Here is an 18,396-nt window from a genome sequence, read left to right as displayed (position 1 = left end):
GATTTTAATGATAGCGAACAATTGTTACAGTAATATTATTTAACTTAACACATTTTTTTGCTGCATTTTTCTGGCTTACTTTTTATAGGTCACTACGCCATCAGCCGTGGCTAACAGTAATACATTGGCTGGGCGCGCGGCAAATAAACCATTGGTTACTACGCCGACGATTTGATTTACTTTGGCTTCAAAAGCAATTGGGTCGCTAATGGTTAGGCCGTGCACATCTAAAATGAGGTTGCCATTATCAGTTGTAAAGTCGCGCAATTGGGGCTGGCCGCCCAACTTTACCAATTCGCGCGCCACATAGCTTTTAGCCATTGGCAACACTTCTACTGGCAATGGAAATTTACCTAAAACTGGCACGTATTTGCTGGCATCACAGATACAAATAAATTGTTTAGCCACGGCTGCCACGATTTTCTCACGCGTCAATGCGCCGCCGCCACCTTTTAACATATGTAAATGCTCTGTAATTTCATCGGCGCCATCTACATAAATATCCAGTTGGTCTACGCTGTTTAAATCAAACACTTCAATACCATGGCCGCGCAAGCGTTGCGCAGTTGCTTCAGAACTGGCTACAGCGCCGTCGATTTTATGTTTTACTTTCGCTAATTCTTCAATAAAAAAGTTAGCTGTTGAGCCTGTGCCCACACCAATAATGCCGCTTTTTACATATTCAACTGCTGCTTTAGCTACTTGTTGTTTTAATTCGTCCTGAGTAAATGCCATTTTCGTCAAATCCCTAATAATTTCTTTATAATACAAACAATTCAACATCATACACTGCGCTAGTTAATTTCTAAATAGCGTGATTTCTGAGACATAATTTAAGACATTAGTTAAGGCATTAAAACCGCGCATGACCATCAATTACAGACAAAAAATAGAAAATTCCCACGTTTACGACGTGGCAAAAAAAACGCCTTTGGAGTTTCAGCCTAATTTATCCGCACGTATTGGTAACCGCGTATTACTGAAGCGCGAAGATATGCAGCCAGTATTTTCATTTAAATTGCGTGGCGCATATAACAAGATGGCGAATTTATCGGCAGAGATTTTGGCGCGCGGTGTAATTGCAGCCAGTGCAGGTAATCATGCGCAAGGCGTTGCTTTAAGCGCACAAAAATTGGGTTGTCGCGCGGTGATTGTGATGCCAACAACTACGCCATTAATCAAAATTAATGCAGTCAAAAGCAGAGGTGCGGAAGTTGTGCTGTTTGGCGATAGTTACACTGATGCTTATGTGCACGCTTTAACGCTCGAAAAGACAGAAAATCTGACTTTTGTGCATCCTTATGATGATCCAGATGTGATCGCTGGACAGGGTACGATTGCGCTAGAAATATTGCAAAGCCATCCGGAACCCATAGAAGCCATATTCTGCAGTGTAGGCGGCGGCGGTTTGATTGCAGGTATCGCGGCTTATATAAAAGCCTTGCGGCCTGAAATTAAAGTGATTGGTGTAGAGGCAAAAGACGCAGAAGCAATGAGCGAGTCACTGAAACAAGGCAAACGTGTGATGCTGGACCAAGTAGGTTTATTTGCCGATGGTGCTGCGGTTAAACAAGTGGGTGAACATACATTTGCATTGTGCCAACAGTTTGTCGATGAAATGATCATTGTCGATAACGATGCAATATGCGCGGCGGTGAAAGATGTATTTGAAGACACGCGCAGCATTTTAGAGCCAGCTGGCGCATTAGCGACGGCTGGCATTAAAGAATATGCCAAACGTAATAACATCACGGGCAAAACATTGGTTGGCATCGCATCGGGTGCCAATATGAATTTTGACCGTTTACGTTTTATAGCGGAACGCGCGGAAATCGGCGAAAAGCGTGAAGCGGTTTTGGCGGTGACGATTCCAGAAAAAGCCGGCGCATTTAAAACGTTTTGTCGCTTGCTGGGCGACCGCAATATTACCGAGTTTAACTATCGTTATTCTGATCCAGTAGCCGCGCATATTTTCGTCGGCGTGGCGATTGCAGATCCAGCAGAGTCCGTCAAATTAGTGCAAGATTTGCAAGCGCAAGGTTTACCTGCGCTGGACTTAACCGACAATGAAGTCGCAAAACTGCATTTACGCCATTTGGTTGGTGGTCACGCGCCGCAGGCTGAAAATGAAGTGGTGTTTCGCTTTGAGTTCCCTGAAAAGCCAGGTGCACTGATGAAGTTTTTAGATACAGTGGGACACGATTGGAATATCAGTTTGTTTCATTATCGCAATCACGGCGCCGATTTTGGCCGCGTGTTAGTTGGTATGCAAGTGCCGCCGAACCAGTTGCAAGATTTCGCTACGGTTTTGCAAACGTCAGGTTATCCTTATTGGGATGAGACACAAAATCCTGCTTATAAACTGTTTTTGGGTTGATGCTTAACGTTAATATTTGAGCTATTTAATCCTGACTTAACCATTATTTTTGGTCAAAAATTAAGTCTGGTTAAATTGGTTCAACCACCACCACTTTGGCTGTATTCAGCCAATTCTAATATTGGTTGAAAATAAGCAATTGTTTATATTGGCTTTTTAAGCGTATACTAATGAGTATAGTTTTTGCTTGATAATAGATTATATTGAAAACTAAATACAAATTCTTTGGAGATTTGGAATGAAATTAACCTTAAATAAAACACGCATCAGCTTAATTTTAATTGCGCTAGTTGCAAGCGTGACGGCCTGTAATAAAGAAAAAGCAGCAGAACCTAAATTAGACGAACCAGCAGTGCAAACATCTGCCGAAACGCCGACAACATCAGCAGGCGTGGCTTATGTAACCAGCCAAGATGCAAGTGTGAGTGTGATTGATTTAGCGACTATGGAAGTGGTTAAGCAGCTTGATCTTAAAGCTGCATCACCACGTGGTTTAGGTGTGACAGATGATGGTAAAAAACTGATTGTAGCGACGCGCGACAACGAAAGCGTTTCTGTCATTGATACTGCCACTGGCGATGTGCTGCAACAAATCAAAGTCGGTAAAAATCCTGAATTCGTGCGCGTAAGTGGCAATTTTGCTTATGTATCTTCTGAGCCAAGCTCAAAAGGTGGGCCTCCACCAAAACCGGGTGAAAAAGCCAAAGCAGAGGAAGAAGATGACGACGACGACTTGATTCCAGCAAAAATTGCGGTGATCGATTTAGCCAAAGGTGAAAAAATACGTGAGATAACTGGCGGACCAGAAACAGAGGGTATTGAGTTCTCAGCCGATGGTAAGCAGCTAGTCATTACTAACGAAGCCGATAATACAGTGACCGTACATAATATTGAAACGGGCGAGTTAGTTAAAACCATTAAAACGCATGAATTGGGTGACCGTCCACGCGGTATTAAAGTATCACCGGACGGCACGACTTATTTGGCCACATTAGAATATGGCAACAAATTTATGGTGTTGGATAAAGATTACAATTTGGTGCGCACCGTAGATACGGCAGAAACACCTTATGGTATTGCGTATGACAAAAAAGGCGAGCGTATTTTTGTGGCGACTAACAAGGCTAAATTGCTGCAGGTGTTCGATGCGAAAACCTACGAAAAAATTAAAGAAATCCCAACAGGTAATCGCTGCTGGCACTTTAGTTTTACGCCTAATGAAAAAGAAATCTTATTGGCATGCGGAAAATCAGATGCGGTTTATGTGATTGATGCAGAAAAATTAGAAGTAACCAAACAAATCGAAGTAAAAGGCATGCCGTGGGGTTTGGTCACTTATCCTAAAGCGATGGGAAGTTTGGATAAGCCTTAACTCAAGTTTGAGTTAATCATTAAAAAGCCCGCGAAAGCGGGCTTTTTAACATCAGTTAACCTAAAGTTAACACTAAAATTGGCTTAATTTATGTGTTAAGTAATTCTAAAATATATCGCCAATCCTGTGCCTCCACAGGCGTAATGGATAAGCGATTGCCACGTTGTAAGATGCGTAAGTTTTCTAGTTTTGGCGTTTCACGCAACTCTTTTAAGCTCAATAAACGTGTTTTGCGCACTAGTTTTACATCCACATTAAACCAGCGCGGTGTTTCTGGCGTGGCTTTCTCATCAAAATATTTGTGACTTTTTATAAATTGTAATCGGTCGGGATAAGCCAAGCTGCTCACTTCTGCAATGCCTGCGATACCTGGCATTTCGCAATTGGAGTGGTAAAACAGTACGCCATCGCCAATCTGCATTTGGTCGCGCATAAAATTACGCGCTTGATAATTGCGCACACCATACCAATCGACTGTTTGATTCGGCATCGTGGCCAAATCGTCAATCGATACATCTGTCGGTTCTGACTTCATCAACCAATAACGCATTGCAACTCATCTTTCTTCATTTAAAAAATTTGATTTAAAACTAGAATCCATAATTTTGGGTATGATAATTGAAGTTTATCATTTTGGAATAAAACATGGCGCGTAACGTATTAGGCACAACTCTGCAAACTTGTGGTTTAGATCCTGTAACCGGCTTTACCCGCAATGGATGTTGTGAAACGGGACCTGAAGACAGTGGAAGCCACACGGTTTGTGCGCAAATGACGGATGAGTTTTTAGCCTATTCAATTTCGCGCGGTAACGATTTAAGTACGCCAAGACCTGAATATGGTTTTGAAGGGTTGGTCGCTGGTGACCGTTGGTGCGTATGCGCAGCGCGATGGTTAGAAGCAAGTGAAGCTGGTTTTGCACCGCCAGTGGTTCTAGAAGCGTGTCATGAGAAATGTTTGGAAATTGTCAGTCTGGCTGATTTGAAATATCACGAATTGCGTTAAAACTAGCTGTCACAAGCTAGTTTTGAGTGCGAGTTTAAAGTGCAAATATTGTTCAAATGAAGCTGAGGCAAAGAATTTGAACGAATGCAGTACATCAAGTACGGGGAGTGAAAAACAACACGGGAATTTCGCTTTAAAAACAAAACCTATTCTCTGTGGTGTTGCCTGAGCCGTTATCCTGAACCAAAAAGGTCCAAGTGGTAACAACCTAAAGCGCTTAAGGTTCACTCGCCAAGGGTGCCTTAAAAGACATCCCAATTTAGAGCGCTCACACCGCGACTTGAATAGCTGAAACCTATAACGAAAACTAGTTCAAGGAATTTAAGACTCAAGCAACACCACAGAAAACAAGTTAAATGTTAAAACTAACTTGTGACGAACGGATGAATAAAACTGATTACAACAGCCTAGTTGAAGAACTAGGTTAAAAAGCCATGTTAACTAAACCAGTTTACTATTATTTAACCAATAAAGTTAACACATAAAAACGTTTAAAAACTACCTTATAACAGCTTTGTTTGATCAGTCATTGCATCGTCAATTTGATTCTGCATGGCACTAATCCTACGCTTATAATCGCCGATGTCAACATCGCCAGTCTTGGTATGCAGCAATTCGTGCGACAAATTTAGCGCGGCCATCATCGCAATACGTTCAATACCAATTACTTTTCCAGTATCACGAATATCGTGCATTTTTTTATCTAAATAACTCACTGCCTCAAGCAAACCTGCGCGCTCTTCATCCGTGCATGAAACGGTAAATTCACGTCCCATAATGGTTAAATCGATTGATCTCGCGATACTCATGATATTTCTTCATCCGTAGTAACTGTGCCAGAAGCAACCGCATCAGCTGGCATTGTTTCAAGCAGAATTTCAAGCTTTTGGCTCGCTAATAGCATATTGCTTTTTAAAGTATCGGAGTTTTGTTGTGCTTGCGTCAAGTTGCCGCGCAACTGTATATTTTCTTCGCGTAACGTTACGCACAAAGAAATGAGCTTGCTAATTTTATCTTCTAATCTTTTTAAATCTGCATCCATATCCCACTATAAAGGAAAAAAATCATTATAGTCAATAGCTAACGGTGACTATTCAAAGTAATTTAATATGTTTTAACCCACTTGTTGCGTAAACATTCAAGCGTTTGGTAATTGCTTAGCCAAGCACTTAAGTGATGGTTGCGAGTATTTATACCGCACTTGAATAAATAACAGGTGCAATAAAATTAAAGATATAATCCCGCCTAGTTGATAGGTGCCTAACGTTAATATTCGATTAACAAAGGTGAAACTGGGAAATAAGTGCGTTTAGTTGGTATTTAAGACTAAAAACAATGCTTATGCTGCCCCCGCAACGGTAAGTGAGTGTAGTTTTGCAAATCAAGCCACTGAGTGAAATTAACTTGGGAAGGCGCAAATCATTCCTCATAAGCCCGGAGACCGGCCTACAACAAACTCGTTAGGAAATACCGCGGGGTGACGGTAATCAAAACATCATGTGCAATTAAAATTGACGTCAATTTTTTGTATATTTCGTTCTGGTTTTACAAACATTTCCGGTATTCCTCATTATAAAAACACGCGGGGTCGCGTGATAAACAGGGATATCCACCAATGAAACAGTCTATTATTGTCAGCTTAGTCGGCTTGGCAATCACTTCTCCACTTTTTGCCGCTGAAAATATTAATTTAGATGACGTGACCGTTAAAGCGAATCGCTTTGAGCGCAAAGATACCGAAACCACTTATGCTTCAGAAATTCATACTGCGAAGCAAATTGAGGACTCTGGTGTTACGACACTTTATGACTATCTAGCGCAGCAAACGTCACTAAATGTGTCACCTAACATCGGTAATCGAGCTACTCCAGCGATTAATTTACGTGGTTTTGGTACCGAAAATGGCTATCAAAATGTAGTCATAACTATTGATGGTCAGCGTCTAAATAATATTGACTTATCTCCCGCTCTACTCGCTGGTATCCCTCTTGGCAATGTTGAGCGTATTGAGATTGCTAAAGGTAGCGGTTCTGTACTTTATGGTGATGGGGCGACTGCTGGTGCAATTCAAATTTACACTAAAAATAAAACGGGCATCTCATTAAGTAGTTCATTAGGTAATTTCGGTCAAAAGAACTCATTAATTACTGCTGGGATTTCAGAGCAATATATTGATTTGTCTGCGAGTTTATCGCATGACAGTAATGATGGTTTTAGTAAAAAAGATGTTACAGGGCACAAAGACCAATTTACCAGCAACAGCCAAAACGTAAAACTGAAAATTAAGCCCACTGAAGATTTGCGTTTTTTTGCAGAAGGTACAAGTTCACGTAATGATATTAGATACGTAAACACACTTACTAAAGCTCAGTTTAGAGACAATCCAAGACAAAGTGGCCCATTTCCTTATACTCACCAATCATTTAATAGTGACCAATGGCGAATTGGAACTGAATTCAATATTACAAAAAATATACAAATTAGTGCATTCCATTACCAAGAAGATAAATACTCAGATTTTATTTCTGCATTTCCATCTACAGCTAATTATAACTACGACTCGAACGAAGTAAATCTAACCTATAAAAATGAGTTTTTAAATGCAATTGTAGGTTATCAAAATTTTGATGGTGAAAGAAAATCTGTAAGAGCTTTTGGTACACCTAAAGACACATCGACTAAAGATAATTATGCGTTCTTTGCCCAAGCTGAATATCGTATTGATAATTTAACGTTATCAGCAGGTGGTAGAAACGAAAATGTTAAATATAAGATATCTCCCATAGGTGGACCTATTGATAAAGCATCAAATGATATCGACGCATGGGACATTGGCGCAAATTATCGTATCAATAATGAAGTCAGTGTTTTTACAAACTACAATCTTGCGTATCAAGCGCCTGACCTTGATCGTTTATATGATTTTTTTGGGGGTGGCTTTAATGGGTTTATTGATCCTGCTAAAGTTAAAACGCTTAATGTCGGTTTAAATCATGTTGTTGAGAATAATCGTTTAAAACTAAATGTATTTCATGCGAAATTAGACAATGAAATTTACTTAGATCCAACACTTGGATTTTTTGGTACAAACTCAAATATTGATAAATCATCAAAATATGGCTTTGAAGTACAAGATTACTTTAAATTTAATCAAAATTTAAATGCTAGCGTAATTTATAACTATACTCGCGCAATTATTGATAAAGACGTTACACTTAGTAATGCAACTGTTAGAAATAAAGACTTACCAGGAGTGCCGAAACATACCATAGTTGCCAATTTGAACTATCATTTTTATGAGCATGCCAATTTAAATCTTAACCATACATGGCGTTCAAAAGCCTATTCATTTAAAGACTTTCAAAACAATTTGGATCAAAAGCAGGATGACTACAACTCAACTAGCATCGCACTAAATTATCAGTACAAGAATTTGAATTTCTTTACATCAATTACTAATTTGTTTGAAGAAGAGAACTCAATTCAAATTGCTGATGACTCAATCTATCCTGTCGATTTCGTGCGTACTTGGCGCGTTGGAATGCGCGCAGATTTTTAAGTTTTAATCGTTCATTTGAAAAATAAAAGCTACATAATGGTATGATTCGTCATTACTAATTTGTGGCTTTTAAAGCGCAGGGCAATCATCTATGCAAAATCATTTAACATTATCAAAACAACTGATTATCGCGGCAGTTATTACATTTTTTATGCTGTTAACGCGCGGCAGTCATGTGTTGACGCATGTTTCATTGCCTGATGCCAGTTTAGTATTGTTTTTATTAGGCGGTTTATTGTTAAAACGCGCTACTTGGTTTATTGTATTTTTTGTATTAGCCACGGTGATTGATTTTGGCGCTGCTGCGTTTGATCCTGCACAAGGCTTTTGTTTAACAGATGGCTATTGGGGTTTGATTCCTGCTTACGGCGCAATGTGGTTGGGCGGTTTATGGTTAGCTAAACAAAAAGACACATTCGCCGCTAATGTAAGTGCTGTGTTGTCTTATATCTTAGTGAGTGTAGGAACGACATTTGTTGCTTTTGTTATTTCTACTCAAACTTACTATTTGTTTTCTGGCCGTTTTCCAGCTGAAGGTTTAGTCGAGTCTATGCGACATGGTTGGGAATATTTGCCAAACTGGATGGGATTCTCAATGATGTATTTTGCGTTTTTTTGGTTGAGTGTTGCGCTTTGGCGTAATGTTAAACCCTTGCAAACTTCAAAAATATAATCATGCATAATAAAAAAGTCGCTTAATTTAAAGCGGCTTTTTTTGTATTTAACATGTCTAATTCTCACGCATACAGCCCAGCGGAACAAGCCGCAATTTATAAAGTCATTGCTGAACGGCGTGACATGCGACATTTTCTATCAACAGCTGTTGCGCCTGAGGTTTTGCAGAAAATTCTGCAAGCTGCGCACCACGCACCTAGCGTCGGTTTAATGCAGCCTTGGCGATTTATCCATATTACTGATAATCAATTGCGTAAGAGCATTCATCAATTGGTCGATATTGAGCGCATTAAAACATCACAGGCCATTGGCGAGTTTGAAAATACAGCGACTGGGTTTGTTCATAATGGGTTTGATGCTAAAAGTGCTGAATTTTTACGCTTAAAAGTTGAGGGTATTTTAGAGTGTGGCGAGTTGTTAATTGCTACGCTCTGTAATAATCGTGAGCAACATATTTTTGGCCGCCGTACCATACCAGAAATGGATATTGCATCGGTGAGTTGTGCAATTCAGAATATGTGGCTTGCATCACGCGCGGAAGGATTAGGTATGGGCTGGGTGTCGCTTTTTGATCCAATTCAGTTAGCACAATTATTACAGATACCCGAAGACGCAACACCAATAGCCATACTGTGTTTGGGGCATGTGAGCAGCTTTTATAAAGCACCTATGCTAGTGGAAACGGGTTGGGCAAAAGAAAAGCCCTTAAGTGAAATGTTGATGGAAAATAGCTGGAAAACGAACGGTTCGCAAGGCGATAATTTGTCAGAAATGGGTTCAAAAAATGAATAAAGTAACGCTGGTTTTAGGTGGTGCACGTTCTGGTAAAAGTAGCTATGCTGAAAAGTTGGCGATTGAATCTGGCTTGCCAGTGACTTATATCGCCACTGCACAAGTTTACGATGATGAATTTAAGCAGCGTATTGCATTGCATCAGCAAAGCCGCCCATCACATTGGAAAACACTAGAAGTGCATCATCATCTTGCAGATGCGCTAGTAAATGAAGCCAAACCAAACACTTGTGTGATTGTCGATTGTTTAACATTATGGTTGGCGCAATGTATTTGCCCAGAGTGTGTGCCGCCTGAAAATGTGAAAGATACCGCTAAATTTTGGCAAGATACACGCAAGGATTTTCTGGATATTTTGCCGAAACTAGAAGGCAACATTATTTTAGTGAGTAATGAAGTCGGTATGGGAGTCGTACCTTTGGGGGCAATTAATCGTCAGTTTCAGGATGAGCAAGGCAGGTTGAATCAAGCAATTGCTCAACAGGCGCATGAAGTAGTATTTATTGCAGCAGGTTTGCCGCTTAAACTAAAAAGCGCTTAAATTTTAAGTATTAAAGGATATATATGGAAACCAGCACATTTGAATTAAAAGGCGAGTTTATTGCGCTGTGCGATTTGCTTAAAACGACTGGTATCGCCGATAGCGGCGGGCAAGGTAAAGCGTTTGTTGCAGACGGTATTGTGTTAGTAGACGGTGCGATTGAATTGCGTAAAACCGCCAAAATCCGCGCAGGGCAAACGGTGGAATGTTTCGACAATAAAATTTCGGTGATTGCAGCGACTTAACACTTAAATAAGCGCAAAATTCTTAAAGATTCACAAAATTAATTTTAGGCACAGCACCTGATTGAGCATCGCCAAACTCCAGTTGCGTGATACTGCCGTAATCAATATTAAAGCGAAATAAACCTTTCAGCGGCATGTTTAATACATGCGCAAGCAGGGCGCGTATCATGCCGCCATGCGTCACGATTGCAATATTTTCTGCAGAATGACTGCTTAAGATTTCATTCAAAAAATCGACTCCACGCACTTGTAATTGGCTAAAAGTCTCACCGTTTGGTGGTGCAGTTTGGGCATAATTTTGCGCCCACACATCGAAATGTTCACGTGGAATCGCATCCCAGGCATGTAATTCCCAATCGCCAAAATGTAGTTCTTTTAGACGAATATCCAGCATCGGAACGCCGATATTCAGCGAATGGGCTAACTTTTCGCATCGCTGTAACGGGCTGCTATAAACCGCATCAAATGCCATGTCAGCTAGTTTTGTTTTAGTTTTTTCAGACTCTTCAATAAATGTGGCGGCTACATCGATATCGCTTTGTCCATAACAAATGCCAGGTGCAATCTGTAAACGCGTGTGGCGAATCAATGTTAATTTCATGATTTTAATTTAATGTTTTAAGCGACCAAGCCAATACGCCTAAATAGAAGGCCAGTTCTGTTAATTGCTGGATGGCGCCTAAAGTATCGCCTGTGTATCCGCCTAAGTTCTTTTCCAGTTTTGCGCGCCACCAAAGCCACACAATCAAGCTTGGTAAGAGTGACATTAAAATATAATGAGCGATGTTTAAATGTGAGTGATCACTCACAATTAGCATGCCAACAATGCCTAAAAATGGTAATAAGCCAAAGATGTTCGCAATGACTAAATCGCGCTTGCTTAGTTGTGTCGCTAATGGTTTAGCTTTACCTACAGGTTTGGCATAACTTAAAGCCGCCATTAACCATACCGCCCATAAACGACTCAAAGCGTGCCCTGTGATTAAGGTGAGTGGAATTAAAATGGGGTTAAGACTATTAAGCGTTTGAAATTTAGCCATCAACATTAAAAATAATGCCACTGCGCCATAAGTGCCTAATCGCGAATCTTGCATGATAGTGAGTATTTGCTCACGCTCCCACCCGCCGCCAATGCCATCTGCGCTATCTGCTAAGCCATCTTCATGAAACGCACCAGTGAGGTAAATAGTGGCTGCCATGCTGATTAATACGGCGATAGTTTGCGGAAAGACTAGGCTGCCTGCGTAAAAGAAAACAGCACCAATCAAGCCGACAAAAATACCAACAAGCGGAAAATATTTGGCGGAATGATTTAAGTCTGATTCTTGAAAATGGGCAAAATTAGGCACAGGAATGCGCGTGAAAAAACCTAAAGCCAATAAGAAATATTGCCATTCTTTTTGCATTAAGTCGTCCTCTCAAGCTGGCTATCAATACTTTCATGCGCACTTTCACCAATACTTTCACTGACGCCTGCACTGGCGAAGCTGGCCATTTCATTTAAAAAATTAACCGCTGCTTCAATCAATGGATAAGCCAATGCCGCACCAGATCCTTCGCCTAATCGTAAATTAAGATTTAGCAGAGGTTTTGCTTTTAAATAATCTAACATTTGGCGGTGCGCGGTTTCGTTGGAGCAATGCGCAAATACACAATAATCCAAGATATTGGGTTGCAAATTGTAAGCGACTAATAAGGCCGCCGTTGCAATAAAGCCATCAATGATTAACAGTGTTTTATGTTCAGCGGCACTTAGCATTGCGCCTGTCATCATGGCAATTTCAAAACCGCCAAAAGTCGCTAAAGTCTGTATAGCATCTTGTCCGTTTAAGGCGTGCTGTTGAATTGCCTGTCTCAAAATAGCCGTTTTATGCTCAACGCCTGCATCATCCAAACCTGTGCCACGACCGACACATTGCCCAATCGGTATGGCGCATAACAGACTCATTAAGCAACTGGCGGATGAGGTGTTGCCAATGCCCATTTCACCAAAACCCAGCACATTGCAGCCGTTATCTATTTCGGCTTTTGCCAGTGCCGCACCTTTTGCGATTGCCTGCTCACATTGCGTTAAACTCATCGCTGGTTCAACTAAAAAGTTATGTGTTCCATAGTCAATTTTTGCATCAATTAAAGTGTTAAGTATTTGGATATCAGGCGCAAAAGTGTGATTCACGCCTGCATCGATCACGCGTAAGGTCATGTTATTTTGTTTGGCGAATACATTAATCGCCGCGCCGCCTTGCAAAAAATTGATGACCATTTGCGCAGTCACCGCCTGCGGATAAGCGCTGACGCCTTGATTGGCGATGCCATGATCTGCCGCGAATACCAAAATAGTAGGATTATTTAATTGTGGTGTGAGCGTGTTTTGGATTAATCCGATTTGCAGTGCGAGATTTTCTAATTCACCCAGCGCGCCAATCGGCTTGGTTTTTTGCTGGATTTTTTGTAGTAGAGAGGCTTGCAATGCAGTTGATTCTAAATGACTATTTAATGGCGTAATTTTAAATCGATTCATAGTAATAAGTGTAAATGAAAAACCCGTAAAACCTCACGGCTTTACGGGTTAAATTTTAGTCTAAATATAGGGTTAACTAGGTACAGTTAACCTAATTATTAGCAGAATAATTGAGAGTGGTTATTTTGTTGCTTCGTGAGCTGCATCTTTAGCTGCTTGCACTGCATCTACCGCTTCTTCTTTTGCCTCAGCCGCCGCTTCTGATGTTGCCGCCGCTGCGTCTTTTGCTGCGTCAGTCACGGCATCTTTTGTTTCTGATGCAACAGCACCAGCCGCTTCTTTGGTTGCGTCTACGGCTTCGCCAACTTCTTCTTTCATGGTTTCCACTTTGTCATCCGATTTATGACAACCAGCTAATAATGACACTGCAAAAACACCTGCTAATAATGCGCGTAAAAATGTATTCATGGTAAAACTCCCTTATTGATATTATGTTGATGAAAAATAAATTACTGCGGTGGAATACGTAAAGATTGACCTGGATAAATTTTATCAGGATGGCTTAACATTGGCTTATTTGCTTCAAAAATTTTCATGTACGCATTCGCGTTGCCATAAAATTGTTTAGCGACTTTTGACAAAGTATCACCACTAACAACCGTATAAAATTGTGGCTCAGCTTCTGCTTCTATCACGCCTAATTGATCCTGCACATGCTCAACACCTTTTACATTGCCACAGCATAATAAGATTTTCTCTTTGGTTTCTTGCGTATCCGCCATACCTTGCACAATCACCGTGCCAGATGCGCCATCAAAACCAATCGTTAAATCTTGTGCGGTTAAATTCATTTTGGCAACATAAGCTGCAATCGCATCAGCCGCGGCTTTATTGGCTGCGTCTACGTTTACAGGTGTTGGTGCTTTTTTTGCGACTTCTTCAGCGGCTTTTGCTTCGCCAATACCAAATAGTTTTTCACCAGCTTCTTTAATAAATGAAAACATTCCCATACCAAACTCCTTTTAATTTTATTGTCGTCATTCGAACGTAAAATAAACTGTGCCACTTGTTAGTGGCAGCAGCAAGTTGATTGTTGCTAATATCATCATAAAACAATTAAATTAACTTAACACGCAAAGTTTGAATTAAATTGCACTTGTCTGTGTAAATTTATGTGAAGTTTGCTATAATGCGCGACTTGCAAATAATTATGTTATTGCAGCTGGCCGGGTAGCTCAGTCGGTAGAGCAGCGGATTGAAAATCCGCGTGTCGACAGTTCGATTCTGTCCCCGGCCACCAGTATTTAAAAAGGGTTTAACTTAACTGTTAAGCCCTTTTTTTCTTGATGACTGTGACCAAATTGTGACAATTCAATCACATTGTGACGAGAACCAATATCCAATCGACTAGCTGCATGTGCAAGATGTTCTGTTGCAAATTTAGCATACCGATCAACCATTGATCGCGTTTTCCAACCACCTAGTTCTTTCAGTTCATCACAACTTGTACCAGCTTGACGATGCCAAGAAGCCCAAGTGTGACGCAAGTCGTGAAATCTAAAATCCTCTAATCCTGCTTTCTTAAGTGCTGTGATCCAAGCATGATTCGTGATGTTGTAACGAATCGGTTCACCGTTATAAGTAAAACAAAATTTCGCGTGTTTCCCAACTTGATCTGATAAAACCTTAACTGCACTTTTATTTAATGGAACCCCTCTCGGTGTGCCATTCTTAGTTTGATTGAGCCAAGCCGTATTTCGATTTAGATCAACTCTATTCCATTCCAAACCAAGAATTTCCCGAGCGCGGCATCCTGTCGCTAAAGCAAAGTTCACAACGGCTGCTAGGTGAGGTGGGCAAACAGCTAACAAACTATCTGCTTCATCTCTTGTTAGCCATCTATCGCGTTCCACCTCGCCAGTTAACATGCGAATTTTAGGGATATGATCTATCCATTGCCATTCGTCACGCGCCATACGCAATAATCCACGTAAAGCAGCTAAGTATCGATTTACGGTTGCTGGTTTATTTCCCTTTTTAAATTCACCCTCAATGATCAACCAAACAATGTCGCCATTAATTTGATTAAGCATCAGGTTTCCTAAATAGGGATGTAAATTCAGACAAATCCGTTTTACATCACGATAACTTCTAAGCCTTGCTTTAATTTCGAGATACCTTACAACAGCTTCCTGCCAAGAGCGTTCAGCCTTTATACCAAAATGAATTGCACGATACGAATCTAACTTAATTTTAGCTAGAAGGGCTTCGGCCTCTTCTCGGATTTCAGACCCAGAACTCTTGCGTATTCTTTTGCCGTTTGAGAGTGTTGCACTGATCCACCAATAAGGTGAACCATCTCTCCTGTAGATTCCGGTTTCACGAGCCATAATGTTTCCTTTCCGGCTCGCCCTCGCTGCTTATATTCCTCTAACCAAAGATCCAAGTCAATCACGTCATAAACGGATCGACGACCAAACTTAATGATTGGAATATCCAGTTCACTTAATAAAGTAACTCCAATACCCAAATATTTAGCCGCCTCTTCTTTAGAAAGACAACGCACAACAGGCAAAGGCAAGTCGTTATCTTTCATGTTTATTCACCGTCAGAGGCGCGACGATAAGCGTCAGAGTTAAACGATAAGTATTCTTCTTGAGGGTTGGTGTTTAAGGTATTAAACAACCTCGCTTTGTAAGCCACCTTACTCATGATCATTTCATCGACATGCAAATTAAACTTATTGGCCTTATCGGATATATGGATTGCTAGAGCGTCACAGAATTGTCGAAAGGCGGTATCTGGATCATCTTTGGCATTACACGCCATCCATGTGGTAAAAGCACTTAAGCCGCGATCCATGACTGCTTCATGGTTTGGTGTACGTTGATTATTAAAACGACTCTTAAGTGGTGAATCGTTGGTTTCCCAATCGAGTGTTGCGAGTTGCTGCCACATCGGATGAACAGGCCATCTGGCGCGAGTATCATCGTTTGCATTAGGAGTAGTAAGTTTTAACCATTCAGTAGTGGCGTAAGACCATAAGCCGTTTAAATTGGCTAATGCATCTTTAAGTGGGATTAAATCTTTCTGGCTTAAAAAATCACGCTTAAACTCAAACTCTAATCGCCAGACAGGTTCATTAACTAGTCTTCCAGCAGCTTCCCATAAGGGAATCAGATAGCCTTTGTTGCTGGTAGTAATTTCAAATAGCTTGTTATATAACCTAGCACCAATGACCCCACCCATGCCAATTGCCCAGCCAGTGAACTGTTTATTAATGGCATAGGAACTGATAGAGCCAGCACGTGTGACCCATGCTTCTCGTGTCCATGCTTCCATGTTCTGATGCGATACAAAGTCCACGTACAGATCAATACGACTGACATTGGCAGAAGACTGTAAGACGCCTAGTTCAGTGAGAATATTATTAATCGACTTTTCTGCATCGGCTGGTGTTTTGTAAGTGAGGTATTCACTAGATACTTTGACATAAGCCATCGGTACTGATTTTTTAGGTCGTGATAGCTGAATTCTGAACGCATTGTCTTCGAGGATATAGGCAAACATCGAAGTGCCTTTATCTTTGACCTCAAATAGATGATCGCCTATCTTGTATTGGGCTTTGGCTTGTTGACCTTGATTGTCTGATCTAGCTAATAGTTTAAGCTTGGATAATTTCTCATCTACACTTTCAAAGATTTCACCTTGATAAGAGATATAAAGACTATCAACTCCAAATCTTAAAAACTTAATTAAATTTATATTATTGCTGTTATTAGTAGCTGTGTTACTAGGCACCGCTACCGATTCTCTTTCTCCTCCCCCGCGCAGTGCGCGGCAGTCGTCGGCCAGAGAATCGGTGTTGGGTTCATTGTGTTGTTGCTTATTCATTTCTAACTCCGTTAATTGGTGGAGTTAGAATCCTGACTTTTTAAAGATGGATTAAAAATTACATGCTAGAAAAACAAATACTACTTAAATTAGCAGTAGTATTTTTTAGCTAGCATTTATACGGTTTTCTATAAAAAAAATTAAATGTCTTGAGTAGTGATTTTGTTAGATCGTCGACCTACTCTAGCACTAACTTCGGGAGGAGCAACTTCACTTAGCCAACGCCTAACGACTTCGTAAACATATGGTTTTGCACCTCCCAATATTTGAATTTCAGGGCGACGCACCATATCAGCTATAGAAACATTATTATCAGTCCTCCAAATGTTTTGAGCAATCACTTGACAAGCAATTTTAGTTAATTGGTTTGGACGATTACGGCTTGAGTTTTTGAGATCATCATTTTCAGCGATGTGAATCTGATCCTCATCTACTTCTGGCCAATGAAAAGAAAAAGAGACAGAAACTCCACTTTCTTTGGGCTCTTCATGCCGCATAGCAAAACCAGGATATCCACCGATTGGTTGATCATAATCAATCTTCCAGCCTGGGGGAAACCAGAACTCGGGAGGAGTTATGGCTCTACGAACGCACCATTCATAAAACCAATTACGATCAAGCGTCGCCCATTTCAGTAATTTAATATTATATTTTTGACCATGAATACATGCGTAAACATTATCGATATGAGTTCTGATGTAATAATCCGGATCTGCTTTTGAATTACTAGGCCTCTTGTCTAAACATAGGGTGTTACAGATAATTTCCCCTTCAAGTATGGCTAACATTAGTAATCGAAAGTTATCTTTGACTAATAAAGGATACCTTAAATAAAATCTGTCAGGATCAAAGCCAGCCCAGCGAAAACTAACATCCCAAACAGTTAATTCTTCAACTAATAAAGCCATAAATTTTTTGGTCTAAATCACTGTAAGGTTTTGATTGGCTAGGTCTAACAACTTTGATCTGATACTTCTTTGATTTTGCTTGTTGTCAACTGAAATGTGACAAATGTCTGCGTGAGAAGAGTCTCTCTCCAAAGCTGTATCATAAATCCCAAGACCAAAATTATTTTCATAATCAGTTAATGTTCTGATATTTATTGCAACAAATTTGGTCAAAGCATGCAATTTTCTTTGCGGCTTTTCAGGGTTTGTAATATTAAATACTTTTGTTTTTAGAGAGGCAGCATCAATTACTTGGGCTTCACTTGTAATGAGATGTGATCTGTTTACTGATAAACCTTTATTAAAAACATCATCAAAAGCTGTAGGTTTAAGAGTTTTTGAATCAGTATCCAAATGAATTGGGGAAATTATTTGTCTTATTAATGGCTCTTCGTCTTGAACTGGGTGTGGTGAAAACTTAGAAGCAGACTCCAGTTGCCAAGTGTATTTGCTCGGTTCTTTTTGGAGTAACTTACATTTATCATTATTATTTAAATGTACATCGAAAAAGTCTTGGCAAGTCATTAT

Annotated in this window: 22 protein-coding genes, 1 tRNA gene and 1 riboswitch; of the genes, 9 read left to right on the top strand and 14 right to left on the bottom strand. The window is 40.3% G+C overall.

What is annotated here, in order from left to right; translation table 11 throughout:
* Positions 1–75 precede the first annotated feature (75 nt).
* Positions 76–735 carry a ribose-5-phosphate isomerase RpiA gene (gene rpiA / locus METVE_RS0103170; protein WP_026361984.1) on the bottom strand — a complete coding sequence of 220 codons (660 nt, stop codon included), beginning with the start codon at positions 733–735 and terminating at the stop codon, positions 76–78.
* Positions 736–865: 130 nt separating this feature from the next.
* Here rpiA and ilvA point away from each other — a divergent pair, with 130 nt between their 5' ends.
* Positions 866–2,377, top strand: coding sequence for a threonine ammonia-lyase, biosynthetic (ilvA, locus tag METVE_RS0103165; protein WP_020167000.1), 1,512 nt, complete (start codon positions 866–868; stop codon positions 2,375–2,377).
* 238 nt (positions 2,378–2,615) lie between these two features.
* Positions 2,616–3,749: a YVTN family beta-propeller repeat protein gene (locus tag METVE_RS0103160; RefSeq protein ID WP_020166999.1), complete on the top strand. Its 1,134-nt coding sequence runs from the start codon at positions 2,616–2,618 to the stop codon at positions 3,747–3,749.
* 88 nt (positions 3,750–3,837) lie between these two features.
* Here METVE_RS0103160 and METVE_RS0103155 read toward each other — a convergent pair whose 3' ends face one another.
* Complete coding sequence (locus tag METVE_RS0103155) at positions 3,838–4,299, bottom strand: EVE domain-containing protein (protein ID WP_020166998.1); 462 nt, start codon at positions 4,297–4,299, stop codon at positions 3,838–3,840.
* Between the two features lie 95 nt (positions 4,300–4,394).
* Between METVE_RS0103155 and METVE_RS0103150 the strand changes: the two genes are divergently transcribed.
* A complete protein-coding gene (locus METVE_RS0103150; protein ID WP_020166997.1) occupies positions 4,395–4,754 on the top strand; it encodes a DUF2237 family protein in 360 nt (119 codons plus the stop codon).
* A 503-nt stretch (positions 4,755–5,257) separates the two neighbouring features.
* Here the strand turns inward: METVE_RS0103150 and METVE_RS0103145 are convergent.
* The gene (locus METVE_RS0103145) at positions 5,258–5,563 is read right to left on the bottom strand and encodes a cell division protein ZapA (RefSeq protein WP_020166996.1); all 306 of its coding nucleotides are present in this window, start codon (positions 5,561–5,563) and stop codon (positions 5,258–5,260) included.
* The gene (locus METVE_RS0103140) at positions 5,560–5,796 is read right to left on the bottom strand and encodes a hypothetical protein (protein WP_020166995.1); all 237 of its coding nucleotides are present in this window, start codon (positions 5,794–5,796) and stop codon (positions 5,560–5,562) included. Before METVE_RS0103140 ends, METVE_RS0103145 begins: the two co-directional genes overlap by 4 nt.
* A gap of 195 nt (positions 5,797–5,991) precedes the next feature.
* A riboswitch (cobalamin riboswitch) is annotated at positions 5,992–6,218 on the top strand.
* Positions 6,219–6,369: 151 nt separating this feature from the next.
* On the opposite strand from METVE_RS0103140, the gene METVE_RS0103135 reads away from it, so the two are divergent.
* The 5 genes from METVE_RS0103135 (at position 6,370) to METVE_RS0103115 (ending at position 10,566) form a co-directional block, all read left to right on the top strand.
* Complete coding sequence (locus METVE_RS0103135; RefSeq protein WP_020166994.1) at positions 6,370–8,313, top strand: TonB-dependent receptor; 1,944 nt, start codon at positions 6,370–6,372, stop codon at positions 8,311–8,313.
* A gap of 91 nt (positions 8,314–8,404) precedes the next feature.
* Positions 8,405–8,986: a hypothetical protein gene (locus METVE_RS0103130; protein ID WP_020166993.1), complete on the top strand. Its 582-nt coding sequence runs from the start codon at positions 8,405–8,407 to the stop codon at positions 8,984–8,986.
* Positions 8,987–9,039: 53 nt separating this feature from the next.
* A complete protein-coding gene (gene bluB, locus METVE_RS0103125) occupies positions 9,040–9,780 on the top strand; it encodes a 5,6-dimethylbenzimidazole synthase (RefSeq protein ID WP_020166992.1) in 741 nt (246 codons plus the stop codon).
* Positions 9,773–10,321 carry a bifunctional adenosylcobinamide kinase/adenosylcobinamide-phosphate guanylyltransferase gene (gene cobU, locus METVE_RS0103120; RefSeq protein ID WP_020166991.1) on the top strand — a complete coding sequence of 183 codons (549 nt, stop codon included), beginning with the start codon at positions 9,773–9,775 and terminating at the stop codon, positions 10,319–10,321. The genes bluB and cobU overlap by 8 nt, the downstream gene beginning before the upstream one ends.
* A gap of 23 nt (positions 10,322–10,344) precedes the next feature.
* Positions 10,345–10,566 (top strand): RNA-binding S4 domain-containing protein, encoded by a 222-nt coding sequence (locus tag METVE_RS0103115; RefSeq protein ID WP_020166990.1) that lies wholly within the window; start codon positions 10,345–10,347, stop codon positions 10,564–10,566.
* A gap of 22 nt (positions 10,567–10,588) precedes the next feature.
* On the opposite strand, the gene cobC is transcribed toward METVE_RS0103115, so the two are convergent.
* From cobC to lysM, 5 genes are all read right to left on the bottom strand, one after another.
* On the bottom strand, positions 10,589–11,167 hold the full coding sequence (cobC, locus tag METVE_RS0103110; protein ID WP_020166989.1) for an alpha-ribazole phosphatase: 579 nt from the start codon (positions 11,165–11,167) through the stop codon (positions 10,589–10,591).
* Between the two features lie 4 nt (positions 11,168–11,171).
* The gene (locus METVE_RS0103105; RefSeq protein WP_020166988.1) at positions 11,172–11,972 is read right to left on the bottom strand and encodes an adenosylcobinamide-GDP ribazoletransferase; all 801 of its coding nucleotides are present in this window, start codon (positions 11,970–11,972) and stop codon (positions 11,172–11,174) included.
* Positions 11,972–13,087 carry a nicotinate-nucleotide--dimethylbenzimidazole phosphoribosyltransferase gene (cobT, locus tag METVE_RS0103100; protein ID WP_020166987.1) on the bottom strand — a complete coding sequence of 372 codons (1,116 nt, stop codon included), beginning with the start codon at positions 13,085–13,087 and terminating at the stop codon, positions 11,972–11,974. Before cobT ends, METVE_RS0103105 begins: the two co-directional genes overlap by 1 nt.
* 120 nt (positions 13,088–13,207) lie before the next feature.
* Positions 13,208–13,495 (bottom strand): hypothetical protein, encoded by a 288-nt coding sequence (locus METVE_RS0103095; RefSeq protein WP_020166986.1) that lies wholly within the window; start codon positions 13,493–13,495, stop codon positions 13,208–13,210.
* Between the two features lie 41 nt (positions 13,496–13,536).
* A complete protein-coding gene (lysM, locus tag METVE_RS0103090) occupies positions 13,537–14,037 on the bottom strand; it encodes a peptidoglycan-binding protein LysM (protein ID WP_020166985.1) in 501 nt (166 codons plus the stop codon).
* Between the two features lie 214 nt (positions 14,038–14,251).
* Here lysM and METVE_RS0103085 point away from each other — a divergent pair.
* A tRNA-Phe gene (locus METVE_RS0103085) sits at positions 14,252–14,327 on the top strand.
* Positions 14,328–14,331: 4 nt separating this feature from the next.
* Here METVE_RS0103085 and METVE_RS0103080 read toward each other — a convergent pair.
* The 5 genes from METVE_RS0103080 to METVE_RS0103060 form a co-directional block, all read right to left on the bottom strand.
* Complete coding sequence (locus tag METVE_RS0103080; protein WP_255349066.1) at positions 14,332–15,366, bottom strand: tyrosine-type recombinase/integrase; 1,035 nt, start codon at positions 15,364–15,366, stop codon at positions 14,332–14,334.
* Complete coding sequence (locus tag METVE_RS12845; protein WP_232415368.1) at positions 15,285–15,623, bottom strand: helix-turn-helix domain-containing protein; 339 nt, start codon at positions 15,621–15,623, stop codon at positions 15,285–15,287. Before METVE_RS12845 ends, METVE_RS0103080 begins: the two co-directional genes overlap by 82 nt.
* Before the next feature lie 2 nt (positions 15,624–15,625).
* Positions 15,626–16,828 (bottom strand): replication initiation factor, encoded by a 1,203-nt coding sequence (locus METVE_RS0103070; protein WP_232415367.1) that lies wholly within the window; start codon positions 16,826–16,828, stop codon positions 15,626–15,628.
* 233 nt (positions 16,829–17,061) lie between these two features.
* Positions 17,062–17,829, bottom strand: coding sequence for a hypothetical protein (locus METVE_RS0103065; protein WP_020166982.1), 768 nt, complete (start codon positions 17,827–17,829; stop codon positions 17,062–17,064).
* Between the two features lie 12 nt (positions 17,830–17,841).
* Positions 17,842–18,393 (bottom strand): hypothetical protein, encoded by a 552-nt coding sequence (locus tag METVE_RS0103060; protein WP_020166981.1) that lies wholly within the window; start codon positions 18,391–18,393, stop codon positions 17,842–17,844.
* Positions 18,394–18,396 lie beyond the last annotated feature (3 nt).

It is taken from the genome of Methylotenera versatilis 79 (assembly GCF_000384375.1).
In the GTDB taxonomy this organism is placed as follows: Bacteria; Pseudomonadota; Gammaproteobacteria; order Burkholderiales; family Methylophilaceae; genus Methylotenera_A; species Methylotenera_A versatilis_B.
The sequence above is the reverse complement of the archived record's forward strand: the minus strand, read 5'-3'. Positions and strand labels throughout refer to the sequence as shown.

Excerpts from the sequence above, each read along its gene's own strand:
- rpiA (WP_026361984.1), bottom strand. The coding sequence starts at position 735 with ATGGCATTTACTCAGGACGAATTAAAACAACAAGTAGCTAAAGCAGCA.
- ilvA (WP_020167000.1), top strand. The coding sequence starts at position 866 with ATGACCATCAATTACAGACAAAAAATAGAAAATTCCCACGTTTACGAC.
- METVE_RS0103160 (WP_020166999.1), top strand. The coding sequence starts at position 2,616 with ATGAAATTAACCTTAAATAAAACACGCATCAGCTTAATTTTAATTGCG.
- METVE_RS0103155 (WP_020166998.1), bottom strand. The coding sequence starts at position 4,299 with ATGCGTTATTGGTTGATGAAGTCAGAACCGACAGATGTATCGATTGAC.
- METVE_RS0103150 (WP_020166997.1), top strand. The coding sequence starts at position 4,395 with ATGGCGCGTAACGTATTAGGCACAACTCTGCAAACTTGTGGTTTAGAT.
- METVE_RS0103145 (WP_020166996.1), bottom strand. The coding sequence starts at position 5,563 with ATGAGTATCGCGAGATCAATCGATTTAACCATTATGGGACGTGAATTT.
- METVE_RS0103140 (WP_020166995.1), bottom strand. The coding sequence starts at position 5,796 with ATGGATGCAGATTTAAAAAGATTAGAAGATAAAATTAGCAAGCTCATT.
- METVE_RS0103135 (WP_020166994.1), top strand. The coding sequence starts at position 6,370 with ATGAAACAGTCTATTATTGTCAGCTTAGTCGGCTTGGCAATCACTTCT.
- METVE_RS0103130 (WP_020166993.1), top strand. The coding sequence starts at position 8,405 with ATGCAAAATCATTTAACATTATCAAAACAACTGATTATCGCGGCAGTT.
- bluB (WP_020166992.1), top strand. The coding sequence starts at position 9,040 with ATGTCTAATTCTCACGCATACAGCCCAGCGGAACAAGCCGCAATTTAT.
- cobU (WP_020166991.1), top strand. The coding sequence starts at position 9,773 with ATGAATAAAGTAACGCTGGTTTTAGGTGGTGCACGTTCTGGTAAAAGT.
- METVE_RS0103115 (WP_020166990.1), top strand. The coding sequence starts at position 10,345 with ATGGAAACCAGCACATTTGAATTAAAAGGCGAGTTTATTGCGCTGTGC.
- cobC (WP_020166989.1), bottom strand. The coding sequence starts at position 11,167 with ATGAAATTAACATTGATTCGCCACACGCGTTTACAGATTGCACCTGGC.
- METVE_RS0103105 (WP_020166988.1), bottom strand. The coding sequence starts at position 11,972 with ATGCAAAAAGAATGGCAATATTTCTTATTGGCTTTAGGTTTTTTCACG.
- cobT (WP_020166987.1), bottom strand. The coding sequence starts at position 13,087 with ATGAATCGATTTAAAATTACGCCATTAAATAGTCATTTAGAATCAACT.
- METVE_RS0103095 (WP_020166986.1), bottom strand. The coding sequence starts at position 13,495 with ATGAATACATTTTTACGCGCATTATTAGCAGGTGTTTTTGCAGTGTCA.
- lysM (WP_020166985.1), bottom strand. The coding sequence starts at position 14,037 with ATGGGAATGTTTTCATTTATTAAAGAAGCTGGTGAAAAACTATTTGGT.
- METVE_RS12845 (WP_232415368.1), bottom strand. The coding sequence starts at position 15,623 with ATGAAAGATAACGACTTGCCTTTGCCTGTTGTGCGTTGTCTTTCTAAA.
- METVE_RS0103065 (WP_020166982.1), bottom strand. The coding sequence starts at position 17,829 with ATGGCTTTATTAGTTGAAGAATTAACTGTTTGGGATGTTAGTTTTCGC.
- METVE_RS0103060 (WP_020166981.1), bottom strand. The coding sequence starts at position 18,393 with ATGACTTGCCAAGACTTTTTCGATGTACATTTAAATAATAATGATAAA.